Annotated in this window: 16 protein-coding genes; 9 read left to right on the top strand and 7 right to left on the bottom strand. The window is 68.6% G+C overall.

The genetic code is table 11. The features are described from left to right. The first annotated feature begins 68 nt into the window (after positions 1-68). Positions 69-911 (top strand): nitroreductase, encoded by an 843-nt coding sequence (locus A5757_RS02420; RefSeq protein ID WP_066828368.1) that lies wholly within the window; start codon positions 69-71, stop codon positions 909-911. 26 nt (positions 912-937) lie between these two features. Here the strand turns inward: A5757_RS02420 and A5757_RS02425 are convergent, their stop codons facing one another. Further along, positions 938-2,602 carry an HNH endonuclease signature motif containing protein gene (locus tag A5757_RS02425; protein ID WP_066828369.1) on the bottom strand — a complete coding sequence of 555 codons (1,665 nt, stop codon included), beginning with the start codon at positions 2,600-2,602 and terminating at the stop codon, positions 938-940. 194 nt (positions 2,603-2,796) lie between these two features. Between A5757_RS02425 and A5757_RS02430 the strand changes: the two genes are divergently transcribed. Beyond that, entirely contained in the window at positions 2,797-4,383 is a 1,587-nt protein-coding gene (locus A5757_RS02430; protein WP_066828370.1) for a class I adenylate-forming enzyme family protein, read from the top strand. 37 nt (positions 4,384-4,420) lie between these two features. Further along, the gene (locus A5757_RS02435) at positions 4,421-5,719 is read left to right on the top strand and encodes an MFS transporter (RefSeq protein ID WP_066828371.1); all 1,299 of its coding nucleotides are present in this window, start codon (positions 4,421-4,423) and stop codon (positions 5,717-5,719) included. Between the two features lie 46 nt (positions 5,720-5,765). Here A5757_RS02435 and A5757_RS02440 read toward each other — a convergent pair whose 3' ends face one another. Further along, on the bottom strand, positions 5,766-6,593 hold the full coding sequence (locus A5757_RS02440) for an MOSC domain-containing protein (RefSeq protein WP_066828372.1): 828 nt from the start codon (positions 6,591-6,593) through the stop codon (positions 5,766-5,768). A 71-nt stretch (positions 6,594-6,664) separates the two neighbouring features. On the opposite strand from A5757_RS02440, the gene A5757_RS02445 reads away from it, so the two are divergent. Next, positions 6,665-8,326 carry an acetolactate synthase large subunit gene (locus A5757_RS02445; RefSeq protein ID WP_066828373.1) on the top strand — a complete coding sequence of 554 codons (1,662 nt, stop codon included), beginning with the start codon at positions 6,665-6,667 and terminating at the stop codon, positions 8,324-8,326. Here A5757_RS02445 and A5757_RS02450 read toward each other — a convergent pair. After that, a complete protein-coding gene (locus A5757_RS02450) occupies positions 8,286-8,591 on the bottom strand; it encodes a hypothetical protein (RefSeq protein ID WP_066828374.1) in 306 nt (101 codons plus the stop codon). The genes A5757_RS02445 and A5757_RS02450 overlap by 41 nt on opposite strands. A gap of 125 nt (positions 8,592-8,716) precedes the next feature. Continuing rightward, positions 8,717-9,277, bottom strand: a complete 561-nt coding sequence (locus A5757_RS02455) for a TetR/AcrR family transcriptional regulator (protein WP_066828402.1) — start codon at positions 9,275-9,277, stop codon at positions 8,717-8,719. A 113-nt stretch (positions 9,278-9,390) separates the two neighbouring features. Between A5757_RS02455 and A5757_RS02460 the strand changes: the two genes are divergently transcribed. Beyond that, the gene (locus A5757_RS02460) at positions 9,391-10,137 is read left to right on the top strand and encodes a 3-oxoacyl-ACP reductase family protein (RefSeq protein WP_066828375.1); all 747 of its coding nucleotides are present in this window, start codon (positions 9,391-9,393) and stop codon (positions 10,135-10,137) included. Between the two features lie 88 nt (positions 10,138-10,225). On the opposite strand, the gene A5757_RS02465 is transcribed toward A5757_RS02460, so the two are convergent. From A5757_RS02465 to A5757_RS02475, 3 genes are all read right to left on the bottom strand, one after another. Then, on the bottom strand, positions 10,226-11,098 hold the full coding sequence (locus A5757_RS02465; protein ID WP_231983861.1) for an SDR family NAD(P)-dependent oxidoreductase: 873 nt from the start codon (positions 11,096-11,098) through the stop codon (positions 10,226-10,228). After that, positions 11,095-11,466, bottom strand: coding sequence for a DUF1348 family protein (locus A5757_RS02470; protein WP_066828376.1), 372 nt, complete (start codon positions 11,464-11,466; stop codon positions 11,095-11,097). The genes A5757_RS02465 and A5757_RS02470 overlap by 4 nt, the downstream gene beginning before the upstream one ends. A 111-nt stretch (positions 11,467-11,577) precedes the next feature. Beyond that, positions 11,578-14,331, bottom strand: coding sequence for an AAA family ATPase (locus tag A5757_RS02475; RefSeq protein WP_231983862.1), 2,754 nt, complete (start codon positions 14,329-14,331; stop codon positions 11,578-11,580). 225 nt (positions 14,332-14,556) lie between these two features. On the opposite strand from A5757_RS02475, the gene A5757_RS02480 reads away from it, so the two are divergent. The 4 genes from A5757_RS02480 (at position 14,557) to A5757_RS02495 (ending at position 17,777) form a co-directional block, all read left to right on the top strand. Continuing rightward, on the top strand, positions 14,557-15,432 hold the full coding sequence (locus A5757_RS02480; RefSeq protein ID WP_066828377.1) for a serine hydrolase: 876 nt from the start codon (positions 14,557-14,559) through the stop codon (positions 15,430-15,432). 171 nt (positions 15,433-15,603) lie between these two features. Beyond that, positions 15,604-16,137 (top strand): hypothetical protein, encoded by a 534-nt coding sequence (locus A5757_RS02485; RefSeq protein ID WP_066828405.1) that lies wholly within the window; start codon positions 15,604-15,606, stop codon positions 16,135-16,137. Between the two features lies 1 nt (position 16,138). Continuing rightward, a complete protein-coding gene (locus A5757_RS02490) occupies positions 16,139-17,305 on the top strand; it encodes a glutathionylspermidine synthase family protein (protein WP_066828378.1) in 1,167 nt (388 codons plus the stop codon). Between the two features lie 22 nt (positions 17,306-17,327). Further along, positions 17,328-17,777: a DUF350 domain-containing protein gene (locus A5757_RS02495; protein ID WP_066828379.1), complete on the top strand. Its 450-nt coding sequence runs from the start codon at positions 17,328-17,330 to the stop codon at positions 17,775-17,777. Position 17,778: the final 1 nt, after the last annotated feature.

Consider the following 17,778-nt stretch of genomic DNA (forward strand, 5'->3'; position numbering starts at 1 on the left):
GCGTGCCCGCCGCGCCTCTTAGAATGTCGCAAGTCCGCGGGCACAGGTTTCGGGTGGAGGTGAGGGGTATGGCCACGGCGTTCCCTGATGCCGCGACCCTCGACAGCGCGCTCGACCTTGCTGCCCGGGCCCCCTCGATCCGCAACGCGCAGCCGTGGCGGTGGCACGTCGACCGCCACGGTGTCCGGCTGTTCGCCGACTGGACCCGGCGCCTCGGCGACACCGACTCCGACCGGCGCGATGTCGTGCTCAGCTGCGGTGCGGTCCTGCACCACTGCGCGGTCGCCTTCGCCGCCGCCGGCTGGTCGAGCCGGATCAGCCGGGTGCCCGCCGACCCCGCCGACCCCGCCGACAACGTACTGGCGACCATCGAGCTCGCACCGCAACCGCCCGGGGCCGGCAGCCTGGAACTGGCCCGCGCAATCCCCCTCCGCCGGGCCGACCGTCGCCCGTACGCCGGCTCGCTTCCCGCCGGCACCATCGAACACCTGCTGATCCGCGCCGAGCGCCTCGGCGTCCGGCTGGCGGTGGTGCCTGCCGTCCGGTGGACGAAAGTCGGCGACACCGACTTCGCCCTGCGCTACGGGGACGGTCCGCCCGATGTCGCGGACGGTGACGACGCCGTCATGCTGGTGCTGGCCACCGACTCCGACGGCGCTGCGGATCAATTGCGCGCGGGTGAGGCGATCAGCGACCTGACGCTGTCGATCGCCGCGCTCGGACTGGCCAGCTGCCCGTTGACCGACGCGCTGAGGGACACCCGCAGCCGGCTCGCGCTGGCGTGTGAGGTGTTCGACGGTGATGCCCACCCGCAGGCGTTGATGCGGCTCGGGGCGCGGCCCACCGCGGAACCGCTGCCGCCCATCGACCGGCGGTCGGTCGCGGAGACGACGACGTTCAGCCTGAACTAGGCCCCCGTCCGCGGACGGTTGCAGCATCAGAAGGGCGGCGGGTCGTCGTCGCTGCAGTTGGGGAGGGGTTGTGGTTCGGCGGGTGGGTGTTTGGCCCGGGCGGCCCGGGCGGCAGCGGCGGCGTGGGCGGCGGCCGCTGCTGCTGCGGCGGCTTGTCGTTGGGCGGCGTTGTGGGCGCGTTCGGCTGTGATGCGTGCGGCGCGGTCGGCGGCGCGGGTGCGTCGTCTTTTCGGCATTTTGGCGATCCGGTCGGGGTCCGGGGGCGGTTTGGCGAGCGGCGGTAGTTCGGTGGTGGTGGTGTCCCAGCCGGGGAAGAACAGTCGGCTGCCCGGGGTGGTGGTGTAGTGCGCGCCGGCGGGGGTGGTCCAGGTGATGGTGCCGTCGGGTGATTGTTCGTCACCCCAGCCGTCCCAGCACGTTTTGGCCAGGTGGTGGGTGCGGCATTTGCAGTGCAGGTTCGAGGGGTGGGTGGGTCCGTAGGGCCAGGGCACGACATGGTCGATGTCGCAGCGTGCGGCGGGGACGTGGCAGCCGGGGAAGCGGCAGAACAGGTCGCGGGCGCGGACGAACGCGGCGAGTTTGGCGGAGGGCTGGTAGTGGGGTTCGGGGTCGGGTCCGGGGTGCTGTAGGGGTTTGATCCTGGCGCCGGCGCGGATCGTTTCGGCCAGGGCGAGGATCGGCAGGATGGTGCCATCGGGCATCAGGGCGGTTCCGGAATCCTGTGGGCAGGCAGGCGGATTGGACACTTCCGATCCGGCCTCGGGCTCGGGCTCTCGCTCTTCTTCGGCGGATCGCTCAGCTCCCGCCTCGGCCTCCGCCTCGGGTTGGGTTCGTCTCTTGGCGTGCGCGTTTCGTTGATCGTGGTCTTCGGTGGCGATCAACTTGTGTGCGGCGGTGATCGCGGTGGGGTCGGCGACGACGTTGATGACGATGTGGGAGGTGTCCGAGGCGGTGGCGGTGCAGGCCGGGTTGCCGCATCGACACGGCAGGGGCTGGTCGAGGATGATCGCGCCCATGGCACAGGAGCGTCGTTCGTCGATGCTGCGGGGGTCTTCATCGCACAGACCGGTGAGCAGGGCGGCGATCCGTGCGGCCAGCACGGCGGCCTCACAGCCCAGGATGTGTCCCCAGATGGTGGTCAGTTCGTCGGGGTCGTCGTGGGCGCCGATCCGGAAGGTGCGTCGCCGCAGGGCCTCTTTGGCGCGGGTGACCGCGTCGGGGTCGTAGCGGTGGATCAACGCGTCGATGGCGTTGATCAGTCGCTCATCGGAGAGTGGTTCCCACCGTTGGGCCTTGTCGGCCAGCGCGGCATCGACCAGTGCCATCGTGTCGGCGTCGATGATCAGGCGGCTGCGCCAGGTGATAATCGCGATCATGCGGGCACTGAGCCGGCCCTGCAGGCACAGCGCCGCGACTTTGGGGAGCCGATCGCGTAGCGCGAGGGCGATCCGCATCTGGGCCGAGGCTTTGCGGTACCCGACATTGAGCACCGCCCCGACCTCGGAGGCGGTGGTCGCCCAGGAGTCACACGCCCAATCGTCGCGCTCCTCGTCGAAGGTCACCGACTGGTGCACCAGCTGGGCGAGCGCGGCCAACTTCCGCGCCCCCGCCACAGCCTCCTCGCGGGCGGCCTGCTCGATGACAGCGATCAGCGCGGCGTCATCCCGCCCCCCAAACACCGTATCGAACATACATTCGATTATAGCCCAAACCCCCGACCTGCCAACGCATTATCCACAGTCCGCGGCTCCGCATTCACTCAGGCAGCGTGACCTGATCGTCGGCCCGGACGGTGCCCTCGACGACCACCTCCATCTAGCTGTTCGGGATTGAATCCTGGTCGCGAGGCGGTTTCACCTGCGAACGCTGCGGGTATGCGCGGCGGATGGTGGGGACCGCTGAAGAGACCCTCACGGATGCCTGGCGCACCCGAGTCGAGCGGCAGCCCGACCATCCCGCCATCGCCTACTTCGACGCGGTGTTGTCGGCCCGCGAGGTCGACGACGCATCCGATGCGCTGGCTGTCGCGTTGTCCGACAACGGTGTTGGGCACGGCGACCGGGTGGGGATCTATCTGCAGAACATCCCTCAATACGCGATCACGCTTCTCGCGCTCTGGAAGATCGGTGCGGCCGCGCTGCTGCTCAATCCGATGTACCGCGGACGCGAGCTCCGCGCCATCGTCGACGACGCGCAGGCGGTGGGCATCGTCTGCGACGAACGCGACGTCGAAGCCACCGCAGATGCACTGCGCGCAAGCACTGTCCGGTTCACGATCACCACCAGTGGTCTCGACTTCCAGACCCGCAACGATCCGCGGGTGTTCGGCTCGAGCACGCGGCTCAGCTCGCCCGCCGACGATCTGGTGGACCTGATCGAGCGCAACCGCGGTCGTCGGCCGGCCGCACCCGGACCGGTCGGAGATGACCTGGCGCTTCTCGCGTACACCTCCGGCACCACCGGCCCTCCGAAGGGCGCGATGATCTCGCACGCCAACGCGCTCGCAACGGCCGTCGACTTCGGCGATTACGTCGGCCTCGCCGACGGCGATGCCGCCTTCGCCGTCGCACCGTTGTTCCACATCACCGGCGCCATGCTCAATGCCGCGGTCGCGCTGGTCCGCGATTGTCTGCTCGTATTCGCGAACAGGTTCAATGCCGCCGTCGCCCTCGATGCGTTCGTCGAACATCGCGTGACGTACACGATCGGATCCATCACGGTGTTCAACGCCATCTCGGCCCAGCCCGACGCGAGCCCCGCACACTTCGAGTCGGTGAAGACCCTGTACTCCGGGGGTGCGCCCATCCCTCCCGCCACCACCAAGACGTTCGCAGCGCGGTTCGGCCACTACATCCACAACGCCTACGGCATGACCGAGACCACCGCCGGTGTGATCGCGGTACCTCCGGGTACGGAGGCGCCGGTGGATGAGACGAGTGGATCGCTGTCGGTGGGGCGTCCCCTTCCCCGCGTGCGACTTCGCACCGTCGATCCGGCGGGGAACCCCACACCTCCCGGTGTGGCCGGTGAGCTCGAAATCGCCGGTCCCCAGGTGATTTCCAAATACTGGCGCAATCCCGAGGCGTCCGTGTCGACGATGCCCGACGGTCGGCTCCGTACCGGCGACGTCGCGATCATCGACGAGCAGGGCTGGGTTTACATCGTCGATCGACTCAAAGACCAGATCAACGTGTCGGGCTACAAGGTGTGGCCTCGCGAAGTCGAGGACGCCCTCTACGAACATCCCGGCGTGTTCGAGGTCGCCGTGGTCAGCCATCCCGATGACTACCAGGGCGAAGCCGTGGTCGCCTACGTCGCGCTTCGCCCCGACGCGACCGCCACCGAAGACGAACTCATCGAGTTCACCCGCGAACGACTCGCCGCCTACAAGCGACCGCGAGCCGTCCACCTCATCGGCGAACTCCCCAAGACCCCCACCGGGAAGATCAAGCGCGCCGAACTCCGGCGATGACACACCACCGCTGCGTCTCTCGAGAAAGTGACTCCCGATGACCAACAGGATCACCGCAGAGACCCGTCCCACGCCGACGATGGCCTCCCGTAAGAAATCCCTCGTCGCGAGTTCTGTGGGCAACGTCCTGGAATGGTACGAGTGGAGCGCCTACGCGGTCTTCGCGCCGTTCATCGCGGCGGCGATGTTCAGCAAGGAGGATCCGGTCTCGGCGCTGCTGTCCACGCTCGCGGTGTTCGCCGTCGGCTTCCTGATGCGTCCGTTGGGCGGCATCGTCTTCGGCCGGATAGCCGATAAGCGCGGCCGGAAGTTCGTGCTCATCACGACCATGCTGACGATGGCCACCGGCAGCCTGGTGATCGGACTGCTGCCCACCTACGCCGCGATCGGCACCTGGGCGTCGGCAATCCTGCTGCTGGCCCGGATGATGCAGGGATTCGCCCACGGCGGCGAATCGGCGACCGCGTACTCCTACGTCGGCGAGATCGCCCCACCGAATCGTCGCGGCATGTGGGGCAGCGTGGCGTTCGTCGCGATCTTCGGCGGGTCGGTGCTCGCCTACACGGTCGGCGGTGTCATCACGTCCACCTTGAGTGAATCTGCTGTCGGCCAATGGGGTTGGCGCATCCCATTCATCCTCGGTGCGGGGCTGGCGCTGTTCGCGCTCTATCTGCGGCGCAGTATGGACGAGAGCGACGTCTTCGACGCTGACCAGGAACAGCCACAGCTCGAACGGCCGTCCGTTCCACGCAAGACCGTGGTGCGGGCCATCCTGCTGATGATCGGTATGACCTCCGGTGTGACTGCAGCGCACTACACCTGGACTTCGTACGTCTCGACGTATGCGATCACGCAGCAGGACATGGATCCGGACATCGCCTACTGGATGCTGGTGATCGCCCAGCTGGTCGCATTGGTGTCGCTACCGTTCCTGGGCCGGTTGTCGGACTCCATCGGCCGCAAACCGATGTTGGCCGCGTTCGCCGTGCTGATGTTCGTCCTGCAGATCCCGTTGACGGCACTCATCTCGTCGGAATGGTGGACGTTGCTGCTGGCGGCGACGGTGGCGCTCCTGGTCGTCGCCATCCCCGGCTGCATCCTGTCGTCGACGCTGTCCGAGAGCTTTCCCACCCACCTGCGCACGCAGTCCATCGGCTTCGCGTACTCCTTCTCGGTCGCGGTGTTCGGCGGCACTGCACCGTATTTGAACCAGTTGTTTCTGGGCTGGGACCTCGGCTGGGTGTTCGGCGTGTACATCATGGTGCTCTCGGCGCTCACCGGCGTCGCATGTTTCTTCATGAAGGAGACGAAGGGCATCAGGCTGGAGGACGTCTGATGCAGACCGGCCCGTTCGGTTCGTGGTTCCAGCCGCTTCGCGGAGATTAGGCCAGCGTGACCTGATCATCGACCCGGACGGTGCCCTCGACGACCACCTCCATGTACGACCCTGCGCACGGCAATCGGCCGAGGCCGAACGATTCGACCCGGTTCTCGGCCGTCGGGGTGCGCAGCGCCTCGGGCGACCGGCCGAGGCCGGCCTGTTCGAGAGTGGGGATCACGCAGCGCGGGGTCGGCCCCATCCCCCTGAGCTGCACGCCACCCACGGTCAGGATGCGCCCGGTCCACTCGTTCTCGGAGTAGGGCGGATGACCCGGCCGCGTCGCGACGACGATGTTGGGGCGGTAACGCTCGACCTCCACACCGATGTGGTCGATGGTGGCGGTGGTGATCACGTGCAGCGGGGCCAGGTCGACGAAGGAGTCGCCCGGCGTGCCCTCGCCCAGTTCCAGCAGCGGTGCGTCCACCTCCGCGTCCAGCCCCTGCCGCATGACCTGTTCCGGATCGGCGCGTTCGACGCTCGCGCCCTCGGGACGCGTGTCGGACAGCTGCACCGGACGGGACAGCAGTGCCGAGAGCAATTCCTCGACGCGGTCGTCGTCCGCAGCCGCCTCCGTACCGTCGGGCAGGGCGATCCACACGCGTCCACCGTCGGTGCGGGCGCGACACTGCAGCAGGTTGCGCCACAACCGCGCCTGTTTGGCGCTGGCCACCCGACCGGTGACCCGGTCGATCAGGGCGAATCGCCGATCGCCGTCGACACCGCCGGACCCGACGGAGAACTCGCTGACGGTCTCCCCGAGCATCGATTTGACGGGATAGCGACGCAGGCTGGTGACGCGGGACTGCTGCTCGGTGCTCACGGCGGTCATATGCGAACCATAGCCCTTCCCCGAGACCCCAAACCCGGAGCTCAGACGGAGCACTGTGGTTAGCTCGAACGGTGTCCGAAGCCCCCCGCACGACCGCCGAACTCATCGTCGAATGCCTGGAGAACGAGGGCGTCACGCACGTGTTCGGCATCCCCGGGGAAGAGAACATCCGGTTGGTCGACGCGCTGTCGAGGTCGTCGATCGACTACGTCCTCGCCCGCCACGAGCAGGGCGCGTCCTTCATGGCCGAGGTCTACGGTCGGTTGACCGGGAAGGCAGGGGTGTGCTCGGCGACGCTGGGTCCCGGTGCGATCAACCTGCTGCTCGGCGTCGCCGACGCCACGACGAATTCGACTCCGCTGGTGGCGCTTTCGGCGCAGGTGGGGATGCAGCGCAGCTACAAGGAATCGCACCAGAGCGTCGATCTGGTTTCGATGTTCGCGCCCGTGACCAAGTGGTCGGCGCTCGTCGCCACCCCGGGTGCGGTACCGGAGATGGTGCGCAAGGCCTTCAAGCTGGCCCAGACCGAACGGCCCGGGGCGGTCTACCTCGCCGTGCCCGAGGACGTCGAGGCCGCCGACGCGCCCGCGGACGCCACCGCGCTGCGGATCAATGTGCCGCGTCCGGACGATCCGTCGGCGGCGCAGATCGCGCGGGCCGCGGAGATCCTCCGGTCGGCGCGCAATCCCGTTCTGCTCGCCGGCCACGGCGCGGCCCGCAGCGACGCCGCGGCCGCGGTGCGCCGGTTCGCCGAGACGCTCGGCATGCCGGTGGCCACGACGTTCCACGGCAAGGGCGTCATGCCGGACGACCATCCGCTGGCACTGGGCGCCGTCGGTTTCATGCGTCACGACTACGTCAACTTCGGCTTCGATCAGGCCGACGTCATCGTCGCCGCCGGTTACGAACTGCAGGAGTTCGACCCGGTCCGCATCAATCCCCGCGGTGACACCAAGATCATCCACGTTCACCGGTTCCCCGCCGAGGTCGACGCGCACTACGACGTCGCCGTCGGTCTGCACGCTGACATCGGGGCCTGCCTCGACGCGCTGGCCGCCGCCGTCGGCAGGGACGAGCCGTATTCCGTTGGACAAGAACGAATTCGGCGGCTGCTCGCCGATGAGCTCGACCGGGGCCGCGCCGACAACAGCTTCCCGCTGGCCCCCGCGCGGATCGTCGCGGACACCCGCGCAGCCCTGGCCCGCGATGACATCGCGCTGGTCGACACCGGTGCGTTGAAGATGTGGATGGCCCGGCTCTATCCCACCTACGAACCGAACACCTGCCTGATCTCCAACGGGCTCTCGACGATGGCGTGGACCGTCCCCGGCGCCATCGCCGCGAGGATCGCCCGCCCGTCGGCGAAGGTGCTCGTCGCGACCGGCGACGGGGCGTTCCTGATGAACTCGCAGGAGATCGAGACCGCGCTGCGGGTGGGTACGCCGATGGTCATCCTCATCTGGGTGGACGAGGCCTACGGCCTGATCAGCTGGAAGATGGATCTGGAGATCGGGCACAACGTCGACACCGGTTTCGGCAATCCCGACTTCGTCTCGTACGCAGAGAGTTTCGGCGCGAAGGGATATCGGATCACGTCGGCCGAGGAGCTGCTGCCCACGTTGGCGGAGGCCTTGGCCACCGACACGGTCAGCGTCATCGCCTGTCCGGTGGACTACAGCGCGAACAGCGCCCTCATCGCCGCGCTGGGCGAGCTGGACGATTCGTGGTCGTGATTCGCCCGGTGGACGGTGAGTTTCGCACCGTGGTGTCGACGTGCGGCACCTTCACCGTGGGGAAGAGCTGACCGAGCCACGGGTTGTTGCGGTGATCGCGGCCGTAGCCATAGTGGAAACCACCGTTGAAGCTGTAGTCGGCGCGTCCTCTGACATCGCTGCCGTTGTTGCCGTTGCCGTTGTCGGCCTGCGCCGGACCGGCGAACCCGATCACCGCCGCGGACAGCGTGCCCGCGACCATGCCTACCAAGCCCATCTTGTTCATGGGTCTCGCCTCTTCTCATCTGACCACTCCGCCGGCGGGCAGAACTCCCGCGACTCTCTGCGGAACAGGCGACAGGACGCGTTGATTCCCCGCGGTCGGCCGTACGCACGCGTGTTGCGACCGCATCAGTTCCGGCGGGCGACGTCCGGCCAGCCTTCCAGCGCCAGGTCCCCGATGGCGTGGAGTTCCGCGCGGGTCGCCCCGCTGCGCGCCTGTATCGCGATCCCTTGGCACACAGCCGCAATCCAGCGGGCGAGTAGCAGGGTGTGCACGTCAGCCAACTCGCCGGCGGCGACCGCGGCGTCGAACCGTTCGGCCAGGCGGTGCACTGTCGCTTCGCGGAACTCGGCCATGCCGGGCGCCTCCCCGACGGTCAGGCACCCGTGGATGTCGCCGCTGACCGTGTCGGCGGCGCCGTGCACCATCGCCTCGGCCACCTCGCGGGCCGTCGGCCGGGTCAGCGCCTCGGTCGTGTAGGCGCCGGGACCCTCGAGGTAGCGCCGCAACGCGCGTTCGAACAGATGCTCTTTGGACCCGAACTCCGCGTAGATGCTGCGGCGGTTCACCCCCGTCGCCGCCGTCACGTCCGAGATCGAGACCGCGTCGAAGCCGCGATCCCAGAACAATCTCATCGCCGCGTCTTCGACCTCGTCCGGATCGAACTCGCGCGGCCGCCCGACAGCCATGGCGAACCCTTTCATGTGATGCCGATCACATCCGGAATGGACCCGCCACGGAACCGGCTTGACCTGAGCGTACTAAGTAACGCATCGGTTCGTAACTAACCAGGAGGCCTCACATGAGCACAGCACACCTGACCGGACGCCGCGCACTGATCACCGGAGGCTCGCGCGGAATCGGCGCCCAGATCGTCCGCCGGTTGACCGCGGACGGCGCCGCAGTCGCGTTCACGTACTCGGCCTCGGCCTCGGCCGCCGACACCCTCGTTGCCGAACTCACCGCCCAGGGCGCCACGGTGGTGGCCATTCAGGCCGACGCCGCCGTCCCCGCCCAGAACGTCGACGCGGTTGACAAAGCCGTCGCCGCACTCGGCGGTTTGGACATCGTGGTGAACAACGCTGGGGTCGCTCACATGGCGCCCATCGACGACTTCCCCGGCGAGCAGTTCGACCGCCTGGTGGCGATCAACATCGGCAGCATGTTCTGGACCACCCGCACCGCGATGAAGCATCTCGGCGACGGTGGACGAATCATCAACATCGGCAGCATCAACGCCGATCGGGTGCCGGGCGCCGGCCTGTCGGTCTATGCGATGACCAAAGGAGCGGTGCAGTCGTTCACCCGCGGACTCGCGCGCGACCTCGGCTCGCGCGGCATCACCGTCAACAACGTGCAGCCCGGCCCGGTCGACACCGACGCCAACCCGGGTCAGGGCGATTTCGCCGAGAGCCTCAAGCTGGTCACCACCCAGGGCCGCTACGGCGACACCACCGACGTCGCCGCCCTGGTGAGCTTCCTGGCCGGGCCGGAGTCCGGGTACATCACCGGCGCGCACCTCAACATCGACGGCGGCTTCACCGTCTGACCGGCGGGCTCCGTCGTCCGCACCGGCGAGTCGAAACGAATGCTCCCGCAACGCATGTTCCGCGGTGAGCCTGCACCTCGCTCGTGTCTCAGTCGGGTGGGAACACGACGGGATAGGCCTCGGCGAAGTCGGCCGACCGTCCGACGGCGGCCCACTTCGTGTCTTCGGCGAGCAGGTTCCGGTCCTGCTGTATCGATCCGTCGACCGCGTTGACGCCGAGCGGCAGGTGATACGGGATGTCGGTGCGTCGTGACATCTGCACGAGGATCTCGGCGGCCCGCGCAGGATCACCGGCGGTGACTGCGCCGCCTCTGCGAATCGCACCCATGGCCCCGACCGTATCGGCGTACGCCTCCGGGACATCCGCGATGGACATGGACGCACCTGCCCAGTCAGTGGCGAAACCGCTGGGTTCGACGACGAGCACCCGCAACCCGAAAGGTGCCGTCTCCGCCTGCAGGACACGCGAGAACCCGTCGATGGCGAATTTCGCCGCCTGGTAGGACGCGATGCCCGGTGAGCCGCCGACGCGTCCACCCATCGACGAGAACTGGATGATCAGGCCGCCCTGCTGTTCCCGGAAAACCGGGATGGCTGCCCTGGAGACGTTGTAGACGCCCCAGAAGTTGGTCTCGAACTGGGCACGGAAGTCGTCCTCCGACACGGTCTCGATCGGCGCGACGTTGGCATAGCCGGCGTTGTTCACCACGATGTCGATGCGCCCGAACCGCTTTCGCGTCTCGGCAATGGCCGCACCGACCGCCGTCGCGTCGGTGACGTCGAGTGCCAGCGGCAGGATCCGCTCGCCGTGAGCCGTTACGAGGTCGGTGAGCGTCTCCGGACGCCGCGCGGTCGCCGCAACCGAATCCCCCGCGGACAGCACCGCCTCGACCAGCGCCCTCCCGAACCCGCGGGAGGAGCCGGTGACGAACCAGACGCGAGACACGCTGTCCCCGCTCACAGTCCCAACTCGCTGAGGTCGGGGTGGCCCTGTGGGCGCGGCCCGCTTAGATCCCAATGGAACAGGCGGTCCTTCCCCGTTTCATCGTGGAACTCGTAGGCGAACCGGACAGCGATGCGGTCGTTCCCGAACGCCCAGAGTTCCTTGATGAGCCGGTAATCGAGCTCACGGGCCCATTTGTCGGTGAGGAACTCGACGATCTGCGCACGTCCGCACACCAAGGTGGAGCGGTTGCGCCACCGACTGTCGGCGGTGTACCCCAGCGCGACCCGTTGCGGGTCTCGTGTGTTCCACAGATCCTCTCCTGCACGGACCTTCGCGATGGCGGTATCGCGCCCGAAGGGTGGGGAGAGTGCCGATGTCGTCACAGGTGTGTTCCCTTTCAGGACGTCAGGAATCCGAGCGGGCCAGCACAAGCATCCCCCTCTGGGCACTGCGCGCGTATCCGCCACTGGCCAGTGCGATGCGCCAGTCATGACTCAGGGCAGTACGCGGTCGAGCTGGCCGCGCGAGGTGATTCCCAACTTCGTGAACACCTTGCCGAGGTGGTACTGCACGGTGCGAGCGCTGATGAACAGCCGGGCGCCGATTTCCGGGTTCGACAATCCGTCCCTGGCCAGGCGCGCCACCTGGGCCTCCTGCGCGGTGAGTTGCTGATCGGCCACCGGCGAATCGGTCTTGCGCGGGGTGTCGCCGACGGCGGCCAGTTCGCGCCGGGACCGCTCGGCGAACGCGCCCATGCCCATGTCGGTGAACATCTCATGAGCGGTGCGCAGTTCGGCGCGGGCCTCGCCGCGGCGGCGTTCCCGGCGCAACCATTCCCCGTACACCAGGTGCGCGCGGGCCAGTTCGGCCCGCACCCGGGTGCGACTGAGGTGCTCGATCGCTTCGCGGTAACAGCGCTCGGCCCCATCACCCACGGCGACGATGGCCCGTGACCGCTTTTCGAGGCCGAGTGCCCAGTCGGTGCCGCTGGAGCTGGTGATGTGACTGAGCCGGTGCAGCGTGTCGGTTGCCTCCGACAAGGCGCCGCTACGCACCGCGGCCTCGATGAGCTCCGGCAGGGCCCAGCTCGCGGAACTCAACTCCGAGAGGTCCTCGGTCGCATGTCTGGCCGCGGCGAGCGCTGAGTGGTAATCACCGCACCCGTTGTGCAGCACGGCTTTCGCCCACGAGGTGAACGTGAGGCCGTTTCCCTCGCCCCGTGCGGTGACTTCCGCCGTCGTGGTCGCGGCCAGCGCCGCCACCACGTCGTGCTCACCGCGCATCGCCGCAAGGCCGAGTGCGGCGTAGGGCGCGATCCTGGTGCCCGTCGCGTCTGTGGCGCTCTGCAATTCCTCGATCAGGGCTGCGGCGCCTTTGAGATCCCCGTGCACGAGCAACGTGCATGCGCGCGAGTTCAACGCCAGCGGCACGTGGCTCAGCGCGCCGGCGCCCCGGACCAGTTCGACGTGGCGTTCGGAGAGGCGGTACCACCCGTCGTCGTCCCAGGACCGGGTCGCGGCGACGAATGCGCACCACACCCACCTGCGCTGCTCCTCGGGTGACAGGTCGTCGAAGGCGTTGAGCGCGAGTCGAAGTCGTGGCAGAGCAGCGGCATACCCGTCGATGAAGTGCGTGACCAGCCAGTCGAGCAACAGGTCGGCCATCTCCGGCCGACCCGTCGGCCGCGGCGCGGTCGCGGCGGCGCGGGCGATCTCGAGGGCACTTCCCCCCGCGGCGAGGCGGCCGGCGAACATGGTGGCCGTGAAAGCGTCCATGTACGTCGTCCGCGAGAGCGCGGGGTCGATGAATTCCAGTTGTGTGGCCGCCTTCAACAACAACGGCGGCGCGTCACTGCCCCGGCTGGAGAGGAACGCGATCCGCCCGCGGGCCAAATCGGCACCGGCCTGCTGTAGGCGGGTGAGCGGCCCGCCTTCGGCCATCGCGAGAAGGTCCGTCGCCGTGTCGAACGCACCGGCCTCGATCTTGGCCGACGCCGCGGCCAGGGCGCGATCGGCGCGTTGCGCCGGGGACACCGTGAGCGTCGCCGCCCGTTCCAGGAATGCCGCCGCTGCCCCGACGCCGCCGCGGACCTGTGCCCGCGCGGCCGAACTCTCCAAGTCGGCGGCGACGGTGTCGTCGGGTCCGGAAGCGGCATGCGCCCGATGCCAGGCTCGTCGATCGGGGTCGGTCTGGGCGTCGGTGGCCATCGCGAGCGCGCGGTGCGCTTCGCGCCGCTGCGCGAGCGTCGCAGAGTGATAGGCCGCCGACCGCACCAGCGGATGCCGGAACCGCACGCGACTGGCGAACGTCGCCAACTCAGCCTCGACGGCAGGCGCCGCAGCCTCGCTGTCGATGCCCAATTCGGTTGCCGCGCGCCACATCAGCGCGACATCGCCCGTAGGCTCCGCGGCGGCGATCGTCAGCAGCCGCCTGGTGTCCTCGGGCAGCGTGTCGATCCGGGCCCGAAAAGTGGACTCCACGTCAGCCGGCAGACGGACCGCCTCGGGCACTCCGAAACCGCCCGCGAGTTCTTCGGCGCTCAGCGCTCGGGGAAGCTCCAGCAGAGCCAACGGATTACCGCGGGTCTCGGCGACGATCTGGTCGCGGACCCGGGTGTCGATCGGCCCGGCCAACGCCGTTTCGAGTAGCACCCGCGCATCGATACCGCGCAAGCCGCGGATCACGAGGGCGGGCAATCCGGTGAACGCTTCGGTGGGAACCCGCGCGGCGAACACCAGACCCACGGACTCCGCCCCCAACCGGCGTGCCACGAACGCAAGGACCTGCGCCGAAGCCCGGTCCAGCCACTGTTCGTCGTCGGCCAGACACAGCAGTGGCCGCTCCTCGGCGGCATGCGACAGGAGGTTCAACACCGCGAGACCGACGAGGAAGCGGTCCGGTGCGGGTCCGGTGCTCATGCCGAGCGCGGTGCTCAACGCCACCCGCTGCGGTTCAGGCAATCGGCCCTCGTGCTCCATAAGCGGCAGGCACAATTGGTGCAGGCCTGCGAAGGCCAATTCCATTTCGGCCTGGACCCCGGCGGTCCGAACGACGCGGCAGTCGACCGCCGATGCCGCGAGATGTTCCAACAGTGCGGTCTTACCAGCGCCTGCGTCACCGCGGAGCACCAACGCGCGACTCTCTCCGGCGTTCAGCGCAGCGACCAACCCGTCGAGCACCGCGACTTCCTCACGACGCCCGATCAGCTCGACCGCGCCGCCGTTCCCGGCGGCACCGCTTGCCCGCACGGGTCGACGTTATATCGCCCGGACCGGCTTCGCTGCGGTTGGTTGGTCCGTCGGTTTTAGCTGGTCGCGGACCATCCAGGCGCGCCGCGGCTACTGTGCCGCCACGAGGGAATCAGGCCCCCGGCCTGCGCCCCCCGGGCATCGCTTAAGCAAGGCGATTACGGTAATAACTGCGGGTGCGGCGTTGCCCCGCTGCCCTCTTCCCATCTGTTCGCGAGGAGATCCATGCGGTTACGGCGGTTCGCGATCGTCTGTGCGGCACTGCTCATCACCGGTTGCGCACCACAGGTCTGGGGCGCGCCGCCCACCGTCGCGCCCCAGGCTCCCGTCCCGGCGCCGCCGGCCGCCCCACCCGCACCGACGGCATTCGACGGGCTCGACGCCCGCGTCCGTCAGGCGACCGCCGACGCCGCGGAATCCGGCGCCGAGATCGAGACCGTGGTGTTGGACCGCACCACCGGCCAGGTCGTGTCCAACGGGGTCACCACGCCTTTCCCGATCGCGTCCGTGGTGAAGCTGTTCATCGCCGACGACCTGCTGCTGCAGGAAGCGGAGGGCACGACGGAACTGTCTCCGGCCGACCACGCCGCACTCGACCGCATGCTGCGCGCCTCCGATGACGGCGCGGCGGAGCAGTTCTGGGAGCGCAGCGGTGGGACCGCCATCGTCGACCGCATCGTCGCCCGGTACGGGCTGACCGGTACGACCGCGCCCCCGAACGGGCATTGGGACGTCACGCTCAGCACCGCAGCGGACCTCGTGCGCTACTACGCCATGCTGCTGGACGGTACCGGCGGGCTCCCGGCCGACCGGGCCGACGTCATCATCGGCAACCTCGCACAGTCCACGCCGACGGGCGCCGACGGTTATCCGCAGCGGTTTGGCATCCCCGACGGGCTGGGTGCCGAGCCGGTGGCGGTCAAACAGGGCTGGTTCTGCTGCTGGAACGGCGCCAACCAGCTGCACGTGTCCACCGCCGCGATCGGGCCCGACCGCCGCTACGTGATGGCCATCAGCTCGGTGGGACCCAGCGACGCCTCCGAGGCACGCGAAACCCTTACGCGCGCCGTCAAGACGATGTTCCCGGGCGGCGCGATCTAACACGCCGCCCGGCGGCCCTGCGCGCCATCTCTATGCTGGGGGCTTGATCCGCTGAGCGGGAGGGCCACGAAAGCGGGGGTAGGGCACGTGCGCGACGACGAGACGAACAACGACCGGGACGGGCTACCGGCCGCGAACGAGCCGGCACCGGGTGACCGCCCGTCCGGGACGATCCGCTGGCAGGACGCTGCCACCGCCCGCCCGCGCCAGCCGACCGTGGCCGAGGCCCGTCAACGCGACAAGGCGCGAAAGGCCCGCGAGGCCGCCGCACTCTTCGCCGAGGAGCAGGCGCGCCGACAGGAGGCTCGAGCGGCGTCGCGACGCAAGGCCATGATGGGGTCGGTCGCGGTGGTGGGGCTCGTCGGCGTCGTCGCACTCGGCTATCACGTTCTCAACGACGACGACGAGGTGTCCGCGACCTGTGTCCGGGACGGCACCAACGAGGTGGTCCCCGAGCAGTACTGTTCGACCGGCAGCGCCGGAGTCGGCGGCCTCTTCATCTTCGCCGGGACGCCCTACCGGTACTACTACGGCGGTAACAACGGCGGTGTCGGCACCACCGCGCGCGGCGGCACCCTCGAACTGCCGAGAGGCGCTACCGGCAGGACGTCGGCCGGACAGACCATCACCCGCGGCGGCGCCGACTCCGGTTCGATCACTCGCGGTGGCTTCGGTTCGAGCAGCCAGAGCGGCTCGGGCAGCTGAGATGAGACGGGAACGCCACGCTCCGCGCGCCGGGTGGCAACGCATCGTCGGCGAGCAGGGCATGTGCTTCGGCACCCCGGCACGCGACGCCACCGGAGCGGAGCGGCCCTACTGGGACGAATCCGTGCACTACGTCTTCGACATGGACGAGGTGCTGTCGATCGAGGCATCGGTCGAGGTGCTGCACTCGATGTGCCTGGACGCGGTCGAACACGTCATACTCACCGAGCGCTATCGGGACTTCGGGCTGCCCGAGTGGTCCTGGGAACACATCGAGAAGTCCTGGCGCCGCGGCGATCCGCACCTCTACGGCCGCTTCGACCTACGCTACGACGGCAGTCGCCCGCCAGTCCTGTTGGAGTACAACGCCGATACCCCGACGTCGCTGCTCGAGGCGGCGATCCTGCAGTGGCACTGGAAGACTGCGGTCTTCCCCGCCGACGATCAGTGGAATTCGCTGCACGAACGGCTGGTCGCCCGGTGGGCGGAGATCCGGCACCTGCTGCCCGGCTCCGAAACCCACTTCACGTGGTCGTCGGCCGACCCGACCGGTGAGGACAACGTCACGCTGGCCTACATCCAGGAGTGCGCCGCGGAGGCGGGGCTGCACACCGTGGGCCTGCCGATCGAGGAGATCGGTTGGGACGAGGACCTGGACCGGTTCGTCGACCTCGAGGAGGCTCCCATCGCCTCCATCTTCAAGCTGTACCCCTGGGAGTGGCTCATCGACGACGACTTCGGCCGTCGCGCAGTCGAATCGCTTCCGCAGACGATGTGGGTCGAGCCGATGTGGAAGACGCTGCTGAGCAACAAGGCGATCCTGGCGGTGCTGTGGGAGATGCACCCCGGCCACCCGAACCTGTTGCCGGCGTACGTCGACGATCCGCACGAGCTGGTCGACTTCGTCCGCAAGCCGAAACTGGGCCGCGAGGGCGCGAACGTCACGATCGTCGCCGACGGGCACGAGACGCAGACCGGCGGCGTCTACGGCGAGGAGGGATTCGTCTACCAGCTGTTCGATCCGCTGCCGCAGTTCGACGACATGCGCCCGGCGCTCGGGGCGTGGATCGTCGGGGACGAGTCCGCCGGACTCGGCATCCGCGAGACCTCCGGGCTCGTCACCGACGACGGCGCCGCCTTCGTACCCCACCGCATTCCGATGTCGTGACCGAGAGGAACTCCCCCGCCCCATGACGACCCTTGCTTTGCAAGACGATTACTGGTCCGTCCTCGGTCACGGTGTGGCCGCGATCGCGCTGTATGCCATCGTCGGCCTCGCGCTGATCGTGCTCGGATTCTTCGTGCTCGATTGGACGACGCCGGGACCCCTGCGGACGCTCGTGCAGGCGCGACGCCCCAACGCGGCGGCGATCGCCGCATCGGGCCTGGTATCCCTGTCGCTGGTCGTGGTGCTCGCGATCTTCGCCTCGTCCGGCGACCTGCTCGACGGGCTGATCCGAACGGTCGTCTTCGGGCTGCTCGGTATTGTCGCCCAAGCGGTTTCGGTGCGCGTCGTCGAGCTGATCACCGGCATCGACGTCGGTGCCGTGCTGGCCGCCGAACGCTACACGCCGGAGGTGCTGGTGGTGGTGGCTGCGCACTTCGGGTTGGGGCTCATCGTCGCGGCGTCCATCCTCTGAC

Origin of the sequence: Mycobacterium sp. 852013-51886_SCH5428379, assembly GCF_001665575.1 — a bacterium.
In the GTDB taxonomy this organism is placed as follows: Bacteria; Actinomycetota; Actinomycetes; order Mycobacteriales; family Mycobacteriaceae; genus Mycobacterium.

What these genes read in the sequence shown, in the direction of transcription:
- A5757_RS02490 (WP_066828378.1), top strand. Translation starts at nt 16,139, where the DNA reads ATGAGACGGGAACGCCACGCTCCGCGCGCCGGGTGGCAACGCATCGTC.
- A5757_RS02450 (WP_066828374.1), bottom strand. Translation starts at nt 8,591, where the DNA reads ATGAACAAGATGGGCTTGGTAGGCATGGTCGCGGGCACGCTGTCCGCG.
- A5757_RS02440 (WP_066828372.1), bottom strand. Translation starts at nt 6,593, where the DNA reads ATGACCGCCGTGAGCACCGAGCAGCAGTCCCGCGTCACCAGCCTGCGT.
- A5757_RS02420 (WP_066828368.1), top strand. Translation starts at nt 69, where the DNA reads ATGGCCACGGCGTTCCCTGATGCCGCGACCCTCGACAGCGCGCTCGAC.
- A5757_RS02430 (WP_066828370.1), top strand. Translation starts at nt 2,797, where the DNA reads ATGGTGGGGACCGCTGAAGAGACCCTCACGGATGCCTGGCGCACCCGA.
- A5757_RS02495 (WP_066828379.1), top strand. Translation starts at nt 17,328, where the DNA reads ATGACGACCCTTGCTTTGCAAGACGATTACTGGTCCGTCCTCGGTCAC.
- A5757_RS02425 (WP_066828369.1), bottom strand. Translation starts at nt 2,602, where the DNA reads ATGTTCGATACGGTGTTTGGGGGGCGGGATGACGCCGCGCTGATCGCT.
- A5757_RS02460 (WP_066828375.1), top strand. Translation starts at nt 9,391, where the DNA reads ATGAGCACAGCACACCTGACCGGACGCCGCGCACTGATCACCGGAGGC.
- A5757_RS02480 (WP_066828377.1), top strand. Translation starts at nt 14,557, where the DNA reads ATGCGGTTACGGCGGTTCGCGATCGTCTGTGCGGCACTGCTCATCACC.
- A5757_RS02455 (WP_066828402.1), bottom strand. Translation starts at nt 9,277, where the DNA reads ATGGCTGTCGGGCGGCCGCGCGAGTTCGATCCGGACGAGGTCGAAGAC.
- A5757_RS02435 (WP_066828371.1), top strand. Translation starts at nt 4,421, where the DNA reads ATGACCAACAGGATCACCGCAGAGACCCGTCCCACGCCGACGATGGCC.